Source organism: Nocardiopsis rhodophaea (genome assembly GCF_039530945.1).
Lineage (GTDB): Bacteria > Actinomycetota > Actinomycetes > Streptosporangiales > Streptosporangiaceae > Nocardiopsis_C > Nocardiopsis_C rhodophaea.
Genome location: NZ_BAAAPC010000026.1, coordinates 35841 through 52007, shown reverse-complemented (window position 1 = coordinate 52007; position 16167 = coordinate 35841). Strand labels below are relative to the sequence as shown.

The 16167-nt window shown below is 68.7% G+C and carries 18 protein-coding genes; 8 read left to right on the top strand and 10 right to left on the bottom strand.

The window, feature by feature from the left end; all coding sequences use genetic code 11:
* The first annotated feature begins 88 nt into the window (after positions 1–88).
* Positions 89–913, top strand: coding sequence for an AfsR/SARP family transcriptional regulator (locus ABD259_RS23205; RefSeq protein WP_344165273.1), 825 nt, complete (start codon positions 89–91; stop codon positions 911–913).
* On the opposite strand, the gene ABD259_RS23200 is transcribed toward ABD259_RS23205, so the two are convergent.
* The 7 genes from ABD259_RS23200 to ABD259_RS23170 form a co-directional block, all read right to left on the bottom strand.
* A complete protein-coding gene (locus tag ABD259_RS23200; protein ID WP_344165272.1) occupies positions 903–1694 on the bottom strand; it encodes a thioesterase II family protein in 792 nt (263 codons plus the stop codon). The genes ABD259_RS23205 and ABD259_RS23200 overlap by 11 nt on opposite strands.
* 85 nt (positions 1695–1779) lie before the next feature.
* Positions 1780–1977 carry an acyl-CoA carboxylase subunit epsilon gene (locus ABD259_RS23195; RefSeq protein ID WP_344165271.1) on the bottom strand — a complete coding sequence of 66 codons (198 nt, stop codon included), beginning with the start codon at positions 1975–1977 and terminating at the stop codon, positions 1780–1782.
* A complete protein-coding gene (locus tag ABD259_RS23190) occupies positions 1974–3575 on the bottom strand; it encodes an acyl-CoA carboxylase subunit beta (RefSeq protein ID WP_344165270.1) in 1602 nt (533 codons plus the stop codon). The genes ABD259_RS23195 and ABD259_RS23190 overlap by 4 nt, the downstream gene beginning before the upstream one ends.
* 49 nt (positions 3576–3624) lie before the next feature.
* Positions 3625–4329 carry a 3-oxoacyl-ACP reductase FabG gene (gene fabG / locus ABD259_RS23185; RefSeq protein WP_344107366.1) on the bottom strand — a complete coding sequence of 235 codons (705 nt, stop codon included), beginning with the start codon at positions 4327–4329 and terminating at the stop codon, positions 3625–3627.
* Positions 4330–4410: 81 nt separating this feature from the next.
* Positions 4411–5640, bottom strand: a complete 1230-nt coding sequence (locus tag ABD259_RS23180; protein WP_344165269.1) for a beta-ketoacyl-[acyl-carrier-protein] synthase family protein — start codon at positions 5638–5640, stop codon at positions 4411–4413.
* On the bottom strand, positions 5640–5879 hold the full coding sequence (locus tag ABD259_RS23175) for an acyl carrier protein (RefSeq protein WP_344107370.1): 240 nt from the start codon (positions 5877–5879) through the stop codon (positions 5640–5642). Before ABD259_RS23175 ends, ABD259_RS23180 begins: the two co-directional genes overlap by 1 nt.
* An 83-nt stretch (positions 5880–5962) precedes the next feature.
* Entirely contained in the window at positions 5963–6973 is a 1011-nt protein-coding gene (locus ABD259_RS23170) for a beta-ketoacyl-ACP synthase III (protein ID WP_344165268.1), read from the bottom strand.
* Between the two features lie 381 nt (positions 6974–7354).
* On the opposite strand from ABD259_RS23170, the gene ABD259_RS23165 reads away from it, so the two are divergent.
* The 4 genes from ABD259_RS23165 to ABD259_RS23150 all read left to right on the top strand — a co-directional run bounded on the left by ABD259_RS23165 (position 7355) and on the right by ABD259_RS23150 (position 11615).
* The gene (locus tag ABD259_RS23165; protein ID WP_344165267.1) at positions 7355–8347 is read left to right on the top strand and encodes an aldo/keto reductase; all 993 of its coding nucleotides are present in this window, start codon (positions 7355–7357) and stop codon (positions 8345–8347) included.
* A gap of 66 nt (positions 8348–8413) precedes the next feature.
* A complete protein-coding gene (locus ABD259_RS23160; protein ID WP_344165266.1) occupies positions 8414–9112 on the top strand; it encodes an HAD family phosphatase in 699 nt (232 codons plus the stop codon).
* Between the two features lie 94 nt (positions 9113–9206).
* Positions 9207–9938 (top strand): HAD family hydrolase, encoded by a 732-nt coding sequence (locus ABD259_RS23155; RefSeq protein ID WP_344165265.1) that lies wholly within the window; start codon positions 9207–9209, stop codon positions 9936–9938.
* A gap of 156 nt (positions 9939–10094) precedes the next feature.
* Positions 10095–11615 (top strand): MFS transporter, encoded by a 1521-nt coding sequence (locus ABD259_RS23150; RefSeq protein WP_344165264.1) that lies wholly within the window; start codon positions 10095–10097, stop codon positions 11613–11615.
* A gap of 71 nt (positions 11616–11686) precedes the next feature.
* Here ABD259_RS23150 and ABD259_RS23145 read toward each other — a convergent pair whose 3' ends face one another.
* Positions 11687–12688 carry a ScbA/BarX family gamma-butyrolactone biosynthesis protein gene (locus ABD259_RS23145; protein ID WP_344165263.1) on the bottom strand — a complete coding sequence of 334 codons (1002 nt, stop codon included), beginning with the start codon at positions 12686–12688 and terminating at the stop codon, positions 11687–11689.
* A 206-nt stretch (positions 12689–12894) separates the two neighbouring features.
* On the opposite strand from ABD259_RS23145, the gene ABD259_RS23140 reads away from it, so the two are divergent.
* A complete protein-coding gene (locus ABD259_RS23140) occupies positions 12895–13317 on the top strand; it encodes a DUF1761 domain-containing protein (RefSeq protein ID WP_344107384.1) in 423 nt (140 codons plus the stop codon).
* A gap of 126 nt (positions 13318–13443) precedes the next feature.
* Positions 13444–13848 carry a VOC family protein gene (locus ABD259_RS23135; RefSeq protein ID WP_344107386.1) on the top strand — a complete coding sequence of 135 codons (405 nt, stop codon included), beginning with the start codon at positions 13444–13446 and terminating at the stop codon, positions 13846–13848.
* Here the strand turns inward: ABD259_RS23135 and ABD259_RS23130 are convergent.
* Complete coding sequence (locus ABD259_RS23130; protein ID WP_344165262.1) at positions 13776–14534, bottom strand: helix-turn-helix domain-containing protein; 759 nt, start codon at positions 14532–14534, stop codon at positions 13776–13778. The two genes, ABD259_RS23135 and ABD259_RS23130, sit on opposite strands and share 73 nt — an antisense overlap.
* Positions 14535–14616: 82 nt before the next feature.
* Complete coding sequence (locus ABD259_RS23125) at positions 14617–15552, bottom strand: metallophosphoesterase (RefSeq protein WP_344165261.1); 936 nt, start codon at positions 15550–15552, stop codon at positions 14617–14619.
* A 128-nt stretch (positions 15553–15680) separates the two neighbouring features.
* On the opposite strand from ABD259_RS23125, the gene ABD259_RS23120 reads away from it, so the two are divergent.
* A complete protein-coding gene (locus tag ABD259_RS23120) occupies positions 15681–16136 on the top strand; it encodes a GatB/YqeY domain-containing protein (protein ID WP_344107392.1) in 456 nt (151 codons plus the stop codon).
* Positions 16137–16167: the final 31 nt, after the last annotated feature.

The window sequence follows — 16167 nt, the reverse complement described above, 5'->3', positions numbered from 1 at the left end:
ACTGTTGTCCATAATTTGATCAGCGCGAGTGTGTATGGACGCGATGCTGGCTCGTTGGTGTCCGTCCGCTGGCGAGAGAGGAGGACGGATGATCGTTCGAGTGCTGGGCCCTCTGCGTGTGACGGTGGGCGATGTGCCAGTGGTTCCGACGCCGCTGAAGGCCAAGAAGCTCTTGGCCCTGCTCGTCCTGAACCGTGACCGGGTGGTGCAGCGTGCGACCATCGAGCGCGAGCTGTGGGGGCTGGACGTGCCCATGAGCTCGTCCACCGGGATCCAGAACTGCGTGATGCAGATTCGCAAGTGCCTAGGCCAGGCCCAGGAGCGGGACTCCGCGTGTCCCCTCCCGAAGAAGGTGCTGATCACCGAGCCCACGGGGTATCGGCTGGCCGTCCCTGGAGATCATTTCGATGTGTCACGCCACCGCGGACTCGTCGCCGCGGCGGGGCGGGCGGAGGCCGGGGGCGACTTGGCGGAGGCCTCAGCCCAGCTGAACAACGCTCTGAGCCTGTGGCGGGACGCGCCGCTGGCCGATGTCCCGGCCGGTCCGGTACTCCAGTCGCACGTGCTGCGGCTTGAGGAGGAACGCAAGTCGATCCTGATGCAGCGCGTTGCGTTGGATCTCCAGCTGCGCAGGTACACCGAAGTTATCGGCGAGCTGCACGCGCTGGCGGCGCTCAGCCCGTACGACGAGGTGCTGTACGAATACCTGATCCTGGCCCTCTGCCTCTCCGGTCGGCGCAACGACGCACTCTCCGTCTACCAGGAGCTGCGCGTCGCGATGATCGACGAACTCGGGTTGGAGCCCTCGCCGCGGCTGCGGAGCCTGCAACAGCAGGTCCTGAGCTGCGACGCCGGCTTCGACGAAGCCCTGAAGCAGCGGGTTTCGGGCAGGGCGGAGCTGGTCAGGACCTGACCGGGCCGATCGGGAGCCGGTCGGGAAGTGGGGGTGCGCCACTCCCCGACCGCGCGGTCGCGATGAGGGCGCGGAGCTCGTCGACAACGACGGAGCGTCCGAACGGGGCGAACGGGAAGAAGTGTCCGCCATCGACGCGCCGTCCGCGGAACCTGCCGGACGTGAAGGCGGCCCAGAGCGGCAGTACGCCCGGGTCGATGAGGGGGTCATCCGTTCCGGCCAGCGCCGTCAGCGGCACGGCGAGGCGTAGGTGATCGACCGCCCGTAGCGACTCCGCGGTGAGCGCCAGGTCGTGGGCCAGGGCTCGCTGCGGGGGGCTGAGGCCGGGAGCCTCCAGTGCGTCGCCAGGCAGCTTGTGCAGAGCGAAGATCTCGGCCACCCCCTCGGGAGACGACACCCGCGCCGGATCCGGGTGGCCCCGCGTGCCCGGCATCGAGCAGCTGGCCACCACGCCGTTACAGGGGCTGACGTGTGCGGTGGCGAGGGCCAGGAGCGCCCCCAGGCTGTGCCCGTAAAAGACGGTCGAACGGGGCGGGAACGCGTGCAGTTCGGTGCTGATTGCCGCCACCGCGGCGGCCAGCGTGGTGTGTGGCCGCTCTCCCGCGCGCCTGTCCCTCCCGGGGAGGGACACACCGATCGTCTCCACCTCCTCCGGCAGGTCGGACACGAGCTCCCTGTAGCGGGAGGCACATGAGCCCGCATGCGGGAAGACGACGAGACGGCAGTCGGGTCGCGGCGCGGGGCGCAGTACTTCTGTCCAGCGGGTCGGGTGCGACGTCATGTGGGCGGTGCTCCGGGGGCTCTTGGGCTCGCGGTGACGGATCGACAGTGGACGGCACGGGGGCACGGTGCCGCGACGGTGGTGGTCAGGTGCCCCGGCGCCGCCAGGAGCCCGCGGATTGGCAGCGCGATCGTCGGGGGTCCTTCCACGGTGCGGGAGCAGGAGGGGGCGGCGCCCCGGCGGCGCCGCGCCTGAGAGCCGCGGTCAGGACGACGGTCAAGACGGCCAACTCGGCCTCATCCGGGTTTCCCCGGGCCACCACCAGGGACGCCTCGGTCGTCATGTCGGAGGGTTCCCGTGCTTGCGCGACGGCAGATCCGCGTGCTTGGCGCGCAGCATCGCCAGCGAGCGGATCAGGACGGAGCGGGTATCCGCGGGGTCGATGACATCGTCGACCAGTCCCCGCTCCGCGGCGTAGTAGGGGTGCATCAGTTCCGCCTTGTACTCCTTGACCATGAGCTCGCGCATGGCGTCGGGGTCATCAGCGGCGGCGATTTGCCTACGGAAGATGACGTTGGCCGCGCCCTCGGCCCCCATGACCGCGATCTCGTTGCCGGGCCACGCGAACGCGAGGTCAGCGCCGACCGAGCGCGAGTCCATGACGATGTATGCTCCCCCGTACGCCTTGCGCAGGACCACCGATATGCGGGGCACCGTGGCGTTGCAGTAGGCGTAGAGGAGCTTGGCGCCGTGCCGGATGATGCCGCCGTGTTCCTGGTCGACGCCCGGAAGGAATCCGGGGACGTCGAGAAGGGTCACCAGGGGGATGCTGAAGGCGTCGCACATCTGCACGAAACGGGCGGCCTTCTCCGAGGAGTGGATGTCGAGGACCCCCGCCATGCTCGCGGGCTGGTTCGCGACGATGCCCACGACCCCGCCGTCCAGGCGCGCAAGAGCGCATACCACGTTGGGCGCCCACCGCTCGTGGACTTCCAGGTACTCGTGCTCGTCGACGACGTCCTCGATGACCCGGCGCACGTCGTACGCCTGGTTGCCCCTGATGGGGACCAGGTCCGAGAGAGCTTCGCACCGCCGCCCCGCGGGATCGTCGGCGGGTTCACGCGGGGGCAGTTCGCGGTTGTTCGCCGGGAGCAGGGACAGCAAATACCGCACCTCCTCCAAGCAGGTCTCCTCGTCGTCATAGGCGAAGTGGGCGACACCGGAGGTCTCGGCGTGCACGTCGGCGCCGCCCAGGCCGTTCTGCGTCATTTCCTCTCCGGTCACGGCGCGCACCACGTCAGGGCCGGTGATGAACATCTGCGACGTGTCACGGACCATGAAGACGAAGTCCGTCAGCGCCGGGGAGTAGGCCGCACCCCCGGCGCACGGACCGAGCATCACCGAGATCTGCGGGATGACGCCCGAGGCTCTGGTATTGCGCTGGAAGATACCGCCGTACCCGGCCAGCGCCGAGACTCCCTCCTGGATACGCGCCCCCGCGCCGTCGTTAAGCGATACCAGGGGTGCTCCGGCCGCGATCGCCAGGTCCATGACCTTGTGGATCTTCTCGGCGTGCGACTCGCCGAGGGCCCCGCCGAAGATACGGAAGTCATGCGCGTACACGAAGACCTGGCGACCGTGGACCGTGCCCCATCCCGTGACGACACCGTCGGTGTGCGGACGGCGCGCCTCTAGCCCGAACCCGGTCGCCCGGTGGCGGCGCAGGGGCTCGATCTCAGTGAAGGAGTCCTCATCCAGCAGCAGGTGCAAGCGTTCGCGCACGGTCAGCTTGCCTTTGGCGTGCTGCCGCTCGGCCGCCGCCGGGTCGCCTTCGTCGACCGAGCGCTTCAGGGCGTGGAGCTCTCGCGCCCGATCTCGTAGTGAGGACTCCTCGACTGTACTGCGGGGCGCGTCGAGTGGCGCGGTGTTCACTTCCGTCATCGGTGGCACTCTCCCGTTCTCCTTTCGTAGCGGTGCGCCTGGGTCGACATCAGTGCCCCATGCCCAGCCCGCCGCTGACCGGAAGTACCGCGCCGGTGATGTAACTGGCGTCCTCACTGGCCAGGAACCGGATCGCGGCGACCACCTCGTCGACCGTTCCGGGGCGTCCTAGCGGGGTCATTCGCATGACGTCGTCCATGCGTCGCTCCGATAGAGCGGCGGTCATGTCGGTGGAGATGATGCCGGGTGCCACGGCGTTCACAGTGATGCCTCGGTCTCCCAGTTCCCATGCCAGGGAGCGGGCCAGCCCCATCAACCCGGCCTTGGAAGCCGCGTAATTGGTCTGGCCCGGCGCTCCGAGGAAACCGAGGGCCGACGAGAGCAGGATCACGCGCCCCCTCCGCCCGGGAAGCATGCTTCGCACCGCTGTGCGGACCGTGTTGAACGCCCCGGTCAGGTTGGTTGCCAGGACGTCCTCGAACTGCTGGTCACTCATCCGGAGGAGCGGGGTGTCCTGGGTGATCCCGGCGTTGGCTACGAGCACCTCCACCGATCCGTGCTCGGCTTCCGCCTCCCGCACGGCGCGTTCGACCTCCGTGGGCTTGGTGACATCGGCCGTGACCCCGAACAACCCCTCGGGCGGATTGCCGGACCGGTGGCACACAGCGACCTTGTCCCCGTCCGCGGCGAAGGCCCGGGCTACAGCCAGACCGATTCCGCGGTTGCCTCCAGTGACGAAAACCGAGCGGTTCATCGACTCCTCCTTTCGCGCGCCCGGGCCATCGGGGCGCCGTGCGCGATTCCCGGTCCGGGGACCGGGGTGGGATCCCGGCCGCTACGCCGGCGTGAATACGAGGGCGGCGTTGTGGCCGCCGAACCCCAGAGACGTACTGACGGCCACGTTCACCCGGGCCGTGCGCGCCTCCCCAGCGACGACGTCCAAGCTGAGCGCGGGGTCGAGGTTTTTCAGGTTCGCCGTCGGCGGCACGACCCCGTGCTGCGCTGCCAGCACCGTGTAGGCGGCCTCGATCGCGCCCGCCGCCGCCAGCGCGTGCCCGGTGACGCCTTTGGTCGAGGTGACAGCGGGCCCTCGGCTCAGTACACGGCTCAGCATTTGCCCCTCGACGAGGTCGTTTATCGGGGTCGCGGTGCCGTGCGCGTTGACGTGGTCGACCTCGTCCGGCTCCACCCCGGCGTCCGCCAGGGCGGCACGGAGCGCCCGCTCGATGCCCTGCCCGCCAGGGTCAGGGGCGGTGGCGTGGTGGGCATCGGAGGAGGCCCCGTACCCGCTGACGGTCGCGCGGATCGCCGCGCCCCTGGCCCGGGCATCGGCCGTTCGCTCAAGGACCAGCACACCGGCCGCCTCCGCGGCGACGAATCCGTTCCGCTCGGCGTCGAAGGGCTTACTGGCATGCTCGGGCGCGTCCCGCGACTTGGACAGGGCGCCCATCTTGCACAGCCCCGCCATCACCGTCGGGGTGAGCGCGGACTCGCTCGCACCCGCGAGGACGATGTCGCAGACCCCGTCCCGCAGCAGGTCTCGCGCCGTGCCCACGGCCGTCGCCCCTGACGCGCAGGCGGTGGCGGTGACCAGACTGGGCCCCAGGGCTCCGCAGTCCATCGCCACGTATCCGGCGGCCATGTTCGGCATGTACTTGGTCACCAAGAGAGGGGAGACCTTCGCCGGTCCGCTGTCGCGAAGCGCGTCGTGCTGCTCCTCGAACGCAGCCGCTCCGCCGAGCGAGTTGCCGAGCACCACCCCCACCCGGGTGCCGTCCCACGACGTCGGATCCCACCCGGCGTCATCGACCGCCATGCGGGAGGCGACGAGGGCCAGTTGCACGAAGCGCTCCAGTTGCCAGGAGGCGAATCCCCCCAGCAGCTCAGCCGCGTCGAACCCCGGCACTCTGCAGGAGAAGTCGACCGACAAATCGCCGAGTGTGTCATCCGGTGTCGCGCAGGACCTCCCCGACAGCACCCGCTCCCAGTTCTCCCCCACACCGATCCCGGCGGGAGTGACCAGGCCGAGGCCGGTGACGGCGATGTCGCCGCTGTTCACCGCCATCAGGCCGTCGCTCCCTTGGACGCCAGGAGCTCGACGAGGTCGTCGATGGTGTGCTCCTCGGTAAGCTCACCGTCGCCGATCGCCACCCCGAACTCCTTGTCGAGGACCAGGCCCAGCTCGATCAGCATGAGGGAGTCGAACGACAGCGCGCCGAGTTCCACGTCGGCCGTTATGGTGTCCATCTTGACCTTGAACTGGTCCGAGAGGACGGTCGAGACTCGCTTGGTGATTTCCTGCATGATTGTCACTCCTGGTGGGTTGTTTTGGGTGAAGGAAATCGTGAATTCGAAAATTTCTAAATTCGACGAACCCTTGCGGCGGTTCAGGGCGTGGAAATATCCGGCCAGATAAGGCCGACCGAACCCCACGAGAGTCCACCGCCGAATCCGCCGAGCACGACTTTCTGTCCTGCCCGGAGTTCGCCCGAGGAATTCGCATCGGCGAGCACGAGGGGAATCGACGCGGCCACCGTGTTCCCCACCCGGTCGATGTTGGAGGGGAACCGCTCCGGCCCCACGCCGATGCGTTCGGCGATCGCCGCCAGAATGCGGGCGTTGGCCTGGTGCAGGACGACCTTGTCGATGTCGCCGGACGCCCAGCCCAGGCGGTCGGCCGTCGCCTGGACGGATGAGGTCATGTGCCGCACAGCCTCGGCGAAGACCGCCCGGCCTTCCATCGTGAAGTACGTGTCGGCCTCGTCTGGGGGCAGTCCGGTGGAGCGCTGGCGCGACCCGCCGGCGGCGACCTCGATGAGGCGGCTCCGCGTCCCATCGCTGCCCAGGTGCAGGCCTCTCAGCGCGCCGAATTCCGAGGGTGCTCCCCTACGCAGGAGAACTGCGCCGGCGCCGTCGCCGAATACCGCCCGTGTCGCCCGGTCGGAGGGGTTCAGAATCGTGGAGAACGTGTCCGCTCCGATGACCAGGGCGGTGCTCGCGAAGCCCGATTCGATGAGCCCGGCACTGACCCCCAGCGCGTAGACGAATCCCGTGCACACGGCACCGACGTCGAACGCGCCGACCCCGGTGAGCCCCAGGCGGCTGGCGACCTCGGGCGCGGTGGCGGGACAAGGGCGGTCCGGAGTGCTGGTCGCGACCACAACGACGTCGGCGTGGTTTGTGCCAGCGGACTCCAGCGCCCTGCGGCCCGCCTCGACCGCCAGGTCACCAGAGGATTCGCCCGGGGCGATGATGTGCCGCTGGCCGATCCCCGTCCTGCTGCGGATCCATTCGTCCGAGGTGTCCAACCGCTGGGCGAGCGCGTCATTGGTGACGACGTCCGGGGGAACCCAGCCGCCCAGGCCCGCGACGACGGCCGCCCGATCCGTACCGCTCATAGGACGCCTCCGTCAGCGCGCAAGAGCGCCTCCACGGTGCTGATCGTGTCCCCCACTGTCGTCACGGCGTCATTCCTCCCGGGCGTGTCTCGCTGTTACCGACGTCTCCCCGCAAACCAATCGATGGATTGCCCGGAACGCGTTGGCTATTTCACTGTGGCAATGGCACCTCCGATTTCTCTCACTGGAATCCCACGCCCCGCCCATGGGGGGCTCACGTGCGCCGTGAGTGCGGAATGAGCGGCGCAGAAGCGGGCCCTGCAAGGATTGAAAGTGGCCGGAGTGGCATTCCATCGAGACCGTGACTCACCGGTGTGGGGTGCGCATGGGTGCCGGGCCGAACAACGCGAACCAAGCGCAATAACGAGCACGAGGAGAAAAGTGCAGAAACGCAGGATCGGCAGGAACGGCCCGCTGGTCTCCGCCCTTGGTCTGGGCTGTATGGGAATGTCGGAGTTCTACGGGCCGACCGACGAAGCGCAGAGCCTGGGAACCCTCAAGGCGGCGCTCGACTCCGGGGTCAACTTCCTCGACACCGCGGACATGTACGGAAAGGGACATAACGAGCGCCTCGTGGGCCGGGCCATCGCCGGGCGCCGTGACGAGGTCGTTCTGGCGACCAAATTCGGGTTCAAACGCAACGAGGACGACCCTCGGCTGGGCCGCGAGATCGACTCCAGCCCCGAGCACTGCCGCCGCGCCATCGACGCCTCGCTGCAGCGGCTAGGCGTCGACCACGTCGACCTCTATTACCTCCACCGCCGCAACCCCGCAGTCCCGATCGAGGAGACGGTCGGGGCGATGGCCGAGCTCGTTCAGGAGGGCAAGGTCGGCCACCTGGGCCTGTCCGAGGTGACCGCCGAGACGCTGCGCAGAGCACACGCCGTCCACCCCATCGCCGCGCTCCAGACCGAGTACTCGCTGTGGACGCGCGAGGTCGAGGACGAGGTCCTGCCCGTGGCCCGTGATCTGGGCACCGCGCTCGTCGCCTACTCGCCTGTCGGCCGGGGCTTCCTGACCGGGACCATCACCCGCCCCGAGGATCTCGACCCCACGGACTTCCGGCACTCCCACCCCCGCTTCCAGGGGGAGCACCTCGCCCGCAACGTCCGGATGGTCGAGCGGGTGCGGGAACTCGCCCACCGTTACGGCTGCAGCCCGGTCCAGCTGGCTCTCGCCTGGCTCCTGGCCCAAGGCGAGGACATCGTCCCCATCCCGGGAACCCGCCGGACGAAGTACCTGTCCGAGAACGTCGCCGCGGCTGACCTGAAGCTTACGGATGAGCAACTGGCCGCGGTGTCGGCCGCGGTTCCGCGCGCCTCCGTGTCCGGTGAGCGATACGACCCCGCCGGTATGGCGACCGTCGGCTTCTGACCGGCCCCGCGTCCCGACCTGTTCCCCGGCGCCGCGCGCGCCGCCCGTACGTGACAAGGAAGCCCTATGGCAGACAAGCTGGAGCAGCTGAAACTGGCCGCCGTCAACATCGACGGCGTGCTGCTCAACGACACCTTCAGCCCGGTCATCTACAACTTCATCGTCAGCCGCGGTGGAGAGTACACCGCTGATGTCGAGCGAAGCATCTTCTCCCAGCCGCAGCTGGTGGGCGGTCAGGGAATGGCCAACGCCGCACGTGTCCCGTGGACCGCCCAAGAGGCGATCGACGTCTACTTCAAGGAGCGCGAGGAGTACATCCGCGACCACCCGGTCCAACTCCTCGACGGCGCCATCGACCTCCTGCGCCGCCTGCGCTCCCTGGGGCTGAAGACGGTCAGTTACGGCGGCCTGAGCAAGGCCCACTTCGAGCACTACCTGGGCGAGCACACCGATCTTTTCGACGACCCCGGGTACGTCTGCACCAACGACTTCCGCCCGGGCCTGCGCGAGATCACCACCGAGATCTTCGGGCTGGAGTACGACCAGGTGCTGTTCATCGACGACGTAGCCCGCGTCGCCGAGGTCGCCAAGGCCCTGGACATTCCATTCATCGGCCACCCCAGCTCCTTCGAGCACAGCTTCCAGCCGCAGCTGATGCGTGAGAGCGGAGCCCGCCACGTCGTCGACTCGCTGCACGCCATCGACGAGGAGCTCCTGCGCAAGGTCGACACCGAAGCCGCCGCCCACTCCGTCTGGCGCGGTTGAGCCCACCCGACTGCCGACCTGCCACGCTCCCCGGGGCGGGTCGGCGCCCCCGGCGGCCCCAGTCCCGCCTCCCATCCTCGCAAGGAGTCACGCCGTGGACCACGTCGCTTCCCCGCACACCCTGCTGTTGGACTTCGACGGAGTCCTCAGCCTTAACGCCTCCGAACTACTGCTGCACGCCCTGCACGAGGGAATCAACCGGTACACGGCGTTTCCCTTCGAGGCCACGGCCGCGCAGTTCAAGGCCATTAGCACCTTCCCGCAACGCGAAAGCCTGCGCACGCTGTTCGCTGGACTCGGAATCGAACGGCACCTCGACACCGAGATCGAGGCGCTGCGGTCGCTCATCTCCGCGGACGGGCGGCCGATGACCCTGAGCGAGGGCGTGGAGCGCTTCTGCGCGGAGCAGCGCGCCCGGGGAAGAAGACTGCGGGTCTTCTCCACGATGGACCGCACCACCGAGCGCCGGTCGCTGCTGGACGGACTGTTCGACCCCGAGGACTTCGTTCCGCTCGGTCACGCCTCCAAAGCCGACTCACACTCCTATGCGGCAATTCTGTCCTCCCAGGGGGAGTCTGATCCCGGGCAGGTGATGCTCGTGGATGACTCCCCGCTGGCGCTGCGCGCCGCCAGGACCGCGGGAGCGCGTACCGTCCTGATGCGCGGCGAGGTCTTCACACCTGAGGACGTCGCACCGTTCGCACCTTTTATAGAAGCGCAGGTCGCCTCCTTCGCCGAACTCGGTGACCTTCTCCGAAGCGCGGAGCCGCCCTCCGTCGAGCGGCCGTCCGGACCGTGCGCCGACGCGTCACCCATCCCGTCCTAGCCCGCACGATGCTGTCCCACACCGCCGCGGCCCCAACCCTCCTCCGCCCCGAATCGTCCCTAGCTCATATCACAGGATGAATACGCGCTGATGGCTAACGCACCAACCGACCCAGACCTCCACGAATCTCCGGGACCCCGGGACGCGCGTGCCCGCGTGGCCGGTGCGGAACAACCGCACCTCCGTGCCGCGAACCGGGCTCCGGTCAACCCCACCCGCGTCCTGGTGGCCATTGCCCTGGCCGCCGTCATGCTGCCGATCTCCGTGACCGGTCCCGGGGTGGCCCTCGCCGACATGTCGGGGGCGCTGAACGCCTCCGCCGCGTCCACCCAGTGGGTACTCAACGCCTACAACGTCGCGTTCACGGCCTTCATGCTCGCCGCCGGCTCCGCCGCCGACCTCTTCGGGCGCCGCCGCCTGTTCCTGACCGGAACGACGATCTTCGCCTTGGCCTCGCTCGTCGCGGGCACGGCACCGACCATCTGGCTCGTGGACGTGGCGCGCTTTGTCCAGGGCATGGGTGCCGCAGCGGTCCTGACCAGTGGTTCGGCTCTGCTCGCCCATACCTTCAGCGGGCCCGCGCGCGCCCGGGCCTTCGGTATCTTCGGTGCCTCGATCGGCTTCGGACTGGCGATGGGCCCCTTCGTTTCCGGTCTGCTGGTGGGGGCGGCGTCCTGGCGCGCCGTCTTCCTCGTCAACGTGCTGCTCGGCGCGGTCGTCCTGGTCCTGGCATGGCCCCTGTCGGAGTCGAAGAACCCCGGAGCTCGGCGCATCGACATCGCCGGCGTGCTGACCTTCACCGCCGCCCTGATGCTGCTCGCTCTCGGCTTCGTCGAGGGCCCCTCCCACGGCTGGGCCGGGGCGCCGACGCTCGGCTCCTTCGTGGGTGCCGCTGTCTTCCTGGCGGCATTTGTCATTGTCGAACTTCGCAGTTCCGAGCCGATGTTCGACCTCAGCCTGCTCCGCCGTCCCACCTTCGTCGCGATTATCTGGCAGCCGGTGAGCATCGTGTTCGCGTTTGCGGCCCTCTTGGTCTACCTTCCGCCGTACTTCCAGGGCGTGGGCGGAGCTAGTTCCACGATGTCGGGCGCGATGCTGCTGCCGCTGACGCTGCCCGTGTTCATCCTCCCCCTCTTCTCCGGCGCACTGGTCAAACGGCTGTCCGTGCGGATGCTGCTCGCCATCGGCCCGGCGGTTCTCGCCGCCGCGCTGCTGCTGATGATGACGCTGACCGACCCGGTCTCCTCCCGTGTGGCGCTGTTCGCCGCCCTGCTGGTGGCTGGCATCGGTATCGGCCTGGCCTTTGGTGTCATGGACAACGCGGCGGTGAGCTCGGTGCCTCCGGAACGCAGTGGCATGGCGTCGGGCATGTTCAACACGCTTCGTGTGGCGGGCGAGACGATCGGCGTCGCCTGCGTGGCCGGACTGCTGCTCACCTCCACACGCCAGGGACTGGGCGGTGTCGCCAACAGTGGGGCGATCGCGGACGACGTCGTCCAAGGTCGCCTGGACTCGGTGCGCGATGCGGGAGGCGCGGAGCTCGCCCACCGTGCGGTGCTGGGTTTCGAGCACGGCTGGACCGCGGTGTACGTGCTGCTGGCGTGTGTCGCGCTGGCCGGGTCCATCGCCATCTTCACCATGGTCCGCGACCGGGACCTGGACCAGTCGGGCGGGTAAAACGTCCGACCGCTGGGTCCGGGCCCGCGCGTCTGCGTGGGGGCCCGGACCCCCGTCCCCAGCTGGGGGCGTTATCCGCCCTCTCCGCGTGTTCCGGTGAACACGGCGGTGGCGACAGCGCGCTCGTCCTGCTCGAAGGTCACCCGTGCCGTGAACCCGGTTTCCCGCTCGGGCCGCCCCGGTCGGCTCGCCCGCACGGTGAGCGGGGCATCGAGTTCGGCGTAGGCGCCGAACGACGCGTCTAGCCTGGAGACGCGCCATGATCCGGCTGGAACCCCCATGACCTCCTCGGCCGCCAGCAGGCTGATCTGGCGTCCCGCCTCCATCAGCACCATCCCCGGCACGTGGTCTTGGGCGTGGTCGAACAGGCTCGGGTGCCCCCCGGCCACGCGGAGGCGTGCCTGGACCCCTCGCTCGTCGGCGACCGGATCCAGCAGGATCACGTTCTCCTCGTGTCTCCGGCCCACCCGCCCGGGCTCGCAAAGCCCCGGGGCCGCGCTCGCGCGGTACGCGTCCGACGTCGGCAGCGGGCCGTCGTCCCGCCGTCCCCGAAGCATCGCGTAGACGTCGTCCGCCACATATTTCACGCGCATCCTCGCCTCCCCCACGTATTCCTCGCCCACACGAATCCGCATCCGGTACGCGAGACCGCGGAGTTCGCCCCCGAGCCATCGGGCATCGTGCGTGTCGACCGATATCACCGCCGGGGTGGGGCCGGGAGCGGGCTTCATGGAGGCGAGCCCGGGGAGGTCCATCGACCATTCCTGGAGCACGAACTTGGTCCCCATCGGGGCACCGAAGTGCGCGTGTACCGCGTGGGTCTCGGCCTGTCGGCAGCACTCCAGCAGCAGCAGCGGATCAACCGTGTCGGGTGTCGTGTGGTCGGTGTAGTACGCGTGGGAGGGCGGCAGTTGGGCCGCCGCCACGAAGCGCGATTCGTCGATCAATGAGCTGTCCGTCAAGAACACCTCGGAAAGAGCTCTGCGGTGCACCAGATTCTTGGGAACAGTGTGATCGAAATTCAGCTGGGGCAGAACGTCGGGTGCCCTGTCGGCCTCGACAGCGATAGTCACGTGATCCACCTTTTGTCGCGAGTCTGGGTTCTGCTGAAACGCTCGCACGCTTCGCTAACGCCCAGCTCATAGGTGCATCATTCCCTGCTCCTGGAGGTGTGCGGACCCGGGTGCGGAGGTAGGTGGATGACCTCGGTCGTTGAAGTGCACCTACAGCCAGGGGATACTTTTCTGCGTGTGCTACGCCTTTGGTTCGAGGGGAAAAGATGGATTTAGCCATTCTGGGTGAATTGAATTGGCTTGCCGTTAGTGGGGCAGCTCTGGTCTATTTCGTGCTTGGGGCGGTGTGGTTCGCGCGGCCGGTGTTCGGGAACGCGTGGATGCGCGCCATCGACTGGTCGGGAGACGACGAGAAGCCCGGCCCGGCGATGTACATCGGCCCGCTGATCGTCTGCCTGATCCAGGTGATCGTTCTGGCGATGCTTCTCGTGGCAATCGGTGCGGGCACGGTTGTGGACGGGATCGTGCTCGCGCTGGTGGCGGGGATCGGGCTGGGGGGATCCGCCCTCTTCGTCACGGGCTACTTCGATCCGAAGAAGCCACAGCCGATGGTCTGGTTCGGTATCACCGCCGGATACCACGTGGTCGGACTCGTGATCGCGGCGCTGATCCTGTCGTTGTGGACGTGATCGCACGGGGACCTGGCGCGACAACCGCACCTGGGGGCGGGTGGGCGTGGCATGTGGGCCGCGGGGTGATGGGGTCGTCCGATTTGTTCAAGACCCCGCGAGGCGCACGCTCCTAGCGTGAGGGGCATGGCACCTCGATTTGATCTGATCGGACTTGTCGTCGCCGACATGGGGCGGTCCCTGGCCTTCTACCGTCGTCTCGGCTTGGCGATACCGGAGTCAGCCGACACTCAGCCGCACGTGGAAGCTCAGCTTCCCGGGGGTCTTCGGATCGCGTGGGACACCGTCGAGACGGTTCGCTCCTTTGATCCGGACTGGACCGCGCCCCAAGGTGGACCCGGTGTGGCTTTGGCGTTCCGCTGTGATGAACCGGCGGAGGTCGACAGGGTGTACGCCGAATTCGTCCAGGCGGGCTATGAGGGGCGGCAGAAGCCGTGGGACGCGTTCTGGGGGCAGCGCTACGCGGTACTCGGCGATCCGGACGGGAACAGTGTCGATCTGTTCGCGCCGCTGGATGCTCCCGCTGGATGAGGCACGAGGACCGTTGGCGCGGCTCCGGCCAGAGCCGTGACCTCCCGGGTGAGGTGGGCCTGATCGGCGTATCCGGCGGCCGCCGCAGTGGCCGCCCACGAAGCGCCCGTGCGGGCCATCGCCAGCGCCCGGCGCATCCGCAAGATCCTCAAAAGTGTCTTGGGGCCGTAACCGAAGGCGGATTGGCAGCGGCGGTGCAGGCGCCGCTCGCCGATGCCGAGCGAGCGTGCCGTCTCGGTGACCGTCGTGCCCGCACGCGCCAGGTTCGCGATGGCGGAGAGTTCCGGATCCGGCGGTCCGGTCTGGTCGAGTCGCCTCCGGGCGATGTCCTCCAAGGCGGCCGCGGGGTCCGGTGACCCGGCGATACGACCGGCGAGTGGCCGGGCGCGTGCCGTTCCCCACAGCTCGGTCAGGGGCACCCGCTGGTCGCGCAGTTCATGGGCAGGCACGCCCAGGACGGTCGGGCCGGTTCCAGGGGCGAATCGCAATCCGATGATGTCGGCATCGGGCCGCCATACCGCGGAATGCGCCGCCGTATCCGGCCCGGCCACCAGCAGCGCGCCGTCGACCCAGATCAGGTCGATGCAGCCGTCCGGCAGGACACGTTGCTCGGCCTCGATGACGCCGTCGGCTCTTCCCCGCCACAGGACCGTTCCGGGTACCTGCGAGCGCCGCTCCCGGTACATGGAGCCAGTGTGACAGGGAGGGCGGAAGAGGGGCAGGGGTTAGTGGTCCCGCATCGGTGGGGCGGTCCGGTCACTGCCTGGTTCAGCCGCGTGCCACCAGGTCGATCAGGCTGGCCTCCGGGCGGCAGCAGAAGCGCACGGGGGCGTAGGGGGACGTGCCCAGACCGCCGGAGACGTGGAGCCAGGCGTCGCCGTAGCGGTTCAGGCCCCAGGCCCGTCGGCGGTCGATGCCGCAGTTGGTCACGAGGGTCCCGTAGAAGGGCATGCAGACCTGTCCGCCGTGCGTGTGCCCGGTCAGGAGGAGCTGGTAGCCGTCGGCCACGAAACGGTCCAGGTTGGCCGGTTCGGGTGAGTGCAGCACGCCCAGGCGCAGGTCGGCGGTGGGATTGGCGGGCCCCGCGATGTCGTCGTAGCGGTCCAGGTCGATGTGGGAGTCGTGGACGCCGCCGAACGCGATGTCCAGGCCGCCCGCCTTGAGGTGTCCCGTGCTGTTGTTGAGGTCGAGCCATCCCGACGCGCTCATCGCCGCTCCCAGCTCCTCCCAGGGGAGGTCCGGGACGGAGCGTTCGCCGTAGTCGGTCTTGCTGTCGCGCCACAGGTAGCGGGCGGGGTTCTTCAGGCGGGGGGAGTAGAGGTCGTTGGACCCGAAGACGAACGCGCCCGGGCGGTCCAGCAGCGGGCCCAGGGCGTCGATGAACGGCTCGACAGCGTCGGGGCGGGCGAGGGAGTCTCCGGTGTTGACGACCAGGTCCGGGCGGTAGTCGTCCAGCCCGCGGATCCAGTCGAGCAGCATCCGGCGGCCCGGCGTCAAGTGCGTGTCGGACAGGTGCAGGACGCGGAGCCGTCGCGCGCCCTCCGGCAGCAGCGGGATCTCATAGTGCCGCAGCCGAAACCAGTTGCGTTCGATGATCGAGGCATAGCCGAACCCCGCGATCCCCACCGCCGCGGTGACGGCCGCTGCCCGGCCGATGGTTTTCCCCAGACCGCTCACCTGTAGGTCCCTCCTGACTGTCCGCATGTGTGATGGTGCCAGACGCGGGAACGTGGACGGACCGTCCGCGTTCCCCGACGTGCGGAGTTCCGTGCCCGCGGCATCGCCGGAAAAGACGTGGGTACTCGGGCTTTCCTGACTCTATGATCTCTTGCATGGCCGAAATCAAAGACCGCCTGAAAGCCGACCTCACCGCTGCCATGAAGGAGCGCGATGAGCTGCGGACCCGGACACTGCGGATGGTGCTGACCGCTCTTTCCACCGAGGAGGTGGCCGGCGGCTCCGCGCGTGAGCTCAGCGATGACGAGGTCATCAAGCTGCTCACCCGCGAGGCGAAGAAGCGCCGTGAAGCCGCCGACGCGTTCGACAAGGGCGGCCGCCCGGAGCAGGCGAAGGCGGAGCGCGAGGAGGGGGAGGTGCTGGCCGGGTACCTGCCCGCGCAGCTCACCGATGCCGAGTTGAGTGAGCTGGTCAGCGCCGCCATCGCGGAGGTCGGCGCGAGCGACGCCAAGGCCATGGGCAAGGTGATGAAGGTTGTCAACCCCAAGGTCGCTGGCCGGGCCGAGGGCGGCCGCGTGGCCGCGGAGGTGAAAAAGCAGCTCGGCGCGTGACACCCGTGCGGTGGTAACGGCCGCTGGTAGG

What these genes read in the sequence shown, in the direction of transcription:
- ABD259_RS23205 (WP_344165273.1), top strand. Translation starts at nt 89, where the DNA reads ATGATCGTTCGAGTGCTGGGCCCTCTGCGTGTGACGGTGGGCGATGTG.
- ABD259_RS23200 (WP_344165272.1), bottom strand. Translation starts at nt 1,694, where the DNA reads ATGACGTCGCACCCGACCCGCTGGACAGAAGTACTGCGCCCCGCGCCG.
- ABD259_RS23195 (WP_344165271.1), bottom strand. Translation starts at nt 1,977, where the DNA reads ATGACGACCGAGGCGTCCCTGGTGGTGGCCCGGGGAAACCCGGATGAG.
- ABD259_RS23190 (WP_344165270.1), bottom strand. Translation starts at nt 3,575, where the DNA reads ATGACGGAAGTGAACACCGCGCCACTCGACGCGCCCCGCAGTACAGTC.
- fabG (WP_344107366.1), bottom strand. Translation starts at nt 4,329, where the DNA reads ATGAACCGCTCGGTTTTCGTCACTGGAGGCAACCGCGGAATCGGTCTG.
- ABD259_RS23180 (WP_344165269.1), bottom strand. Translation starts at nt 5,640, where the DNA reads ATGGCGGTGAACAGCGGCGACATCGCCGTCACCGGCCTCGGCCTGGTC.
- ABD259_RS23175 (WP_344107370.1), bottom strand. Translation starts at nt 5,879, where the DNA reads ATGCAGGAAATCACCAAGCGAGTCTCGACCGTCCTCTCGGACCAGTTC.
- ABD259_RS23170 (WP_344165268.1), bottom strand. Translation starts at nt 6,973, where the DNA reads ATGAGCGGTACGGATCGGGCGGCCGTCGTCGCGGGCCTGGGCGGCTGG.
- ABD259_RS23160 (WP_344165266.1), top strand. Translation starts at nt 8,414, where the DNA reads ATGGCAGACAAGCTGGAGCAGCTGAAACTGGCCGCCGTCAACATCGAC.
- ABD259_RS23140 (WP_344107384.1), top strand. Translation starts at nt 12,895, where the DNA reads ATGGATTTAGCCATTCTGGGTGAATTGAATTGGCTTGCCGTTAGTGGG.
- ABD259_RS23135 (WP_344107386.1), top strand. Translation starts at nt 13,444, where the DNA reads ATGGCACCTCGATTTGATCTGATCGGACTTGTCGTCGCCGACATGGGG.
- ABD259_RS23130 (WP_344165262.1), bottom strand. Translation starts at nt 14,534, where the DNA reads ATGTACCGGGAGCGGCGCTCGCAGGTACCCGGAACGGTCCTGTGGCGG.
- ABD259_RS23125 (WP_344165261.1), bottom strand. Translation starts at nt 15,552, where the DNA reads ATGCGGACAGTCAGGAGGGACCTACAGGTGAGCGGTCTGGGGAAAACC.
- ABD259_RS23120 (WP_344107392.1), top strand. Translation starts at nt 15,681, where the DNA reads ATGGCCGAAATCAAAGACCGCCTGAAAGCCGACCTCACCGCTGCCATG.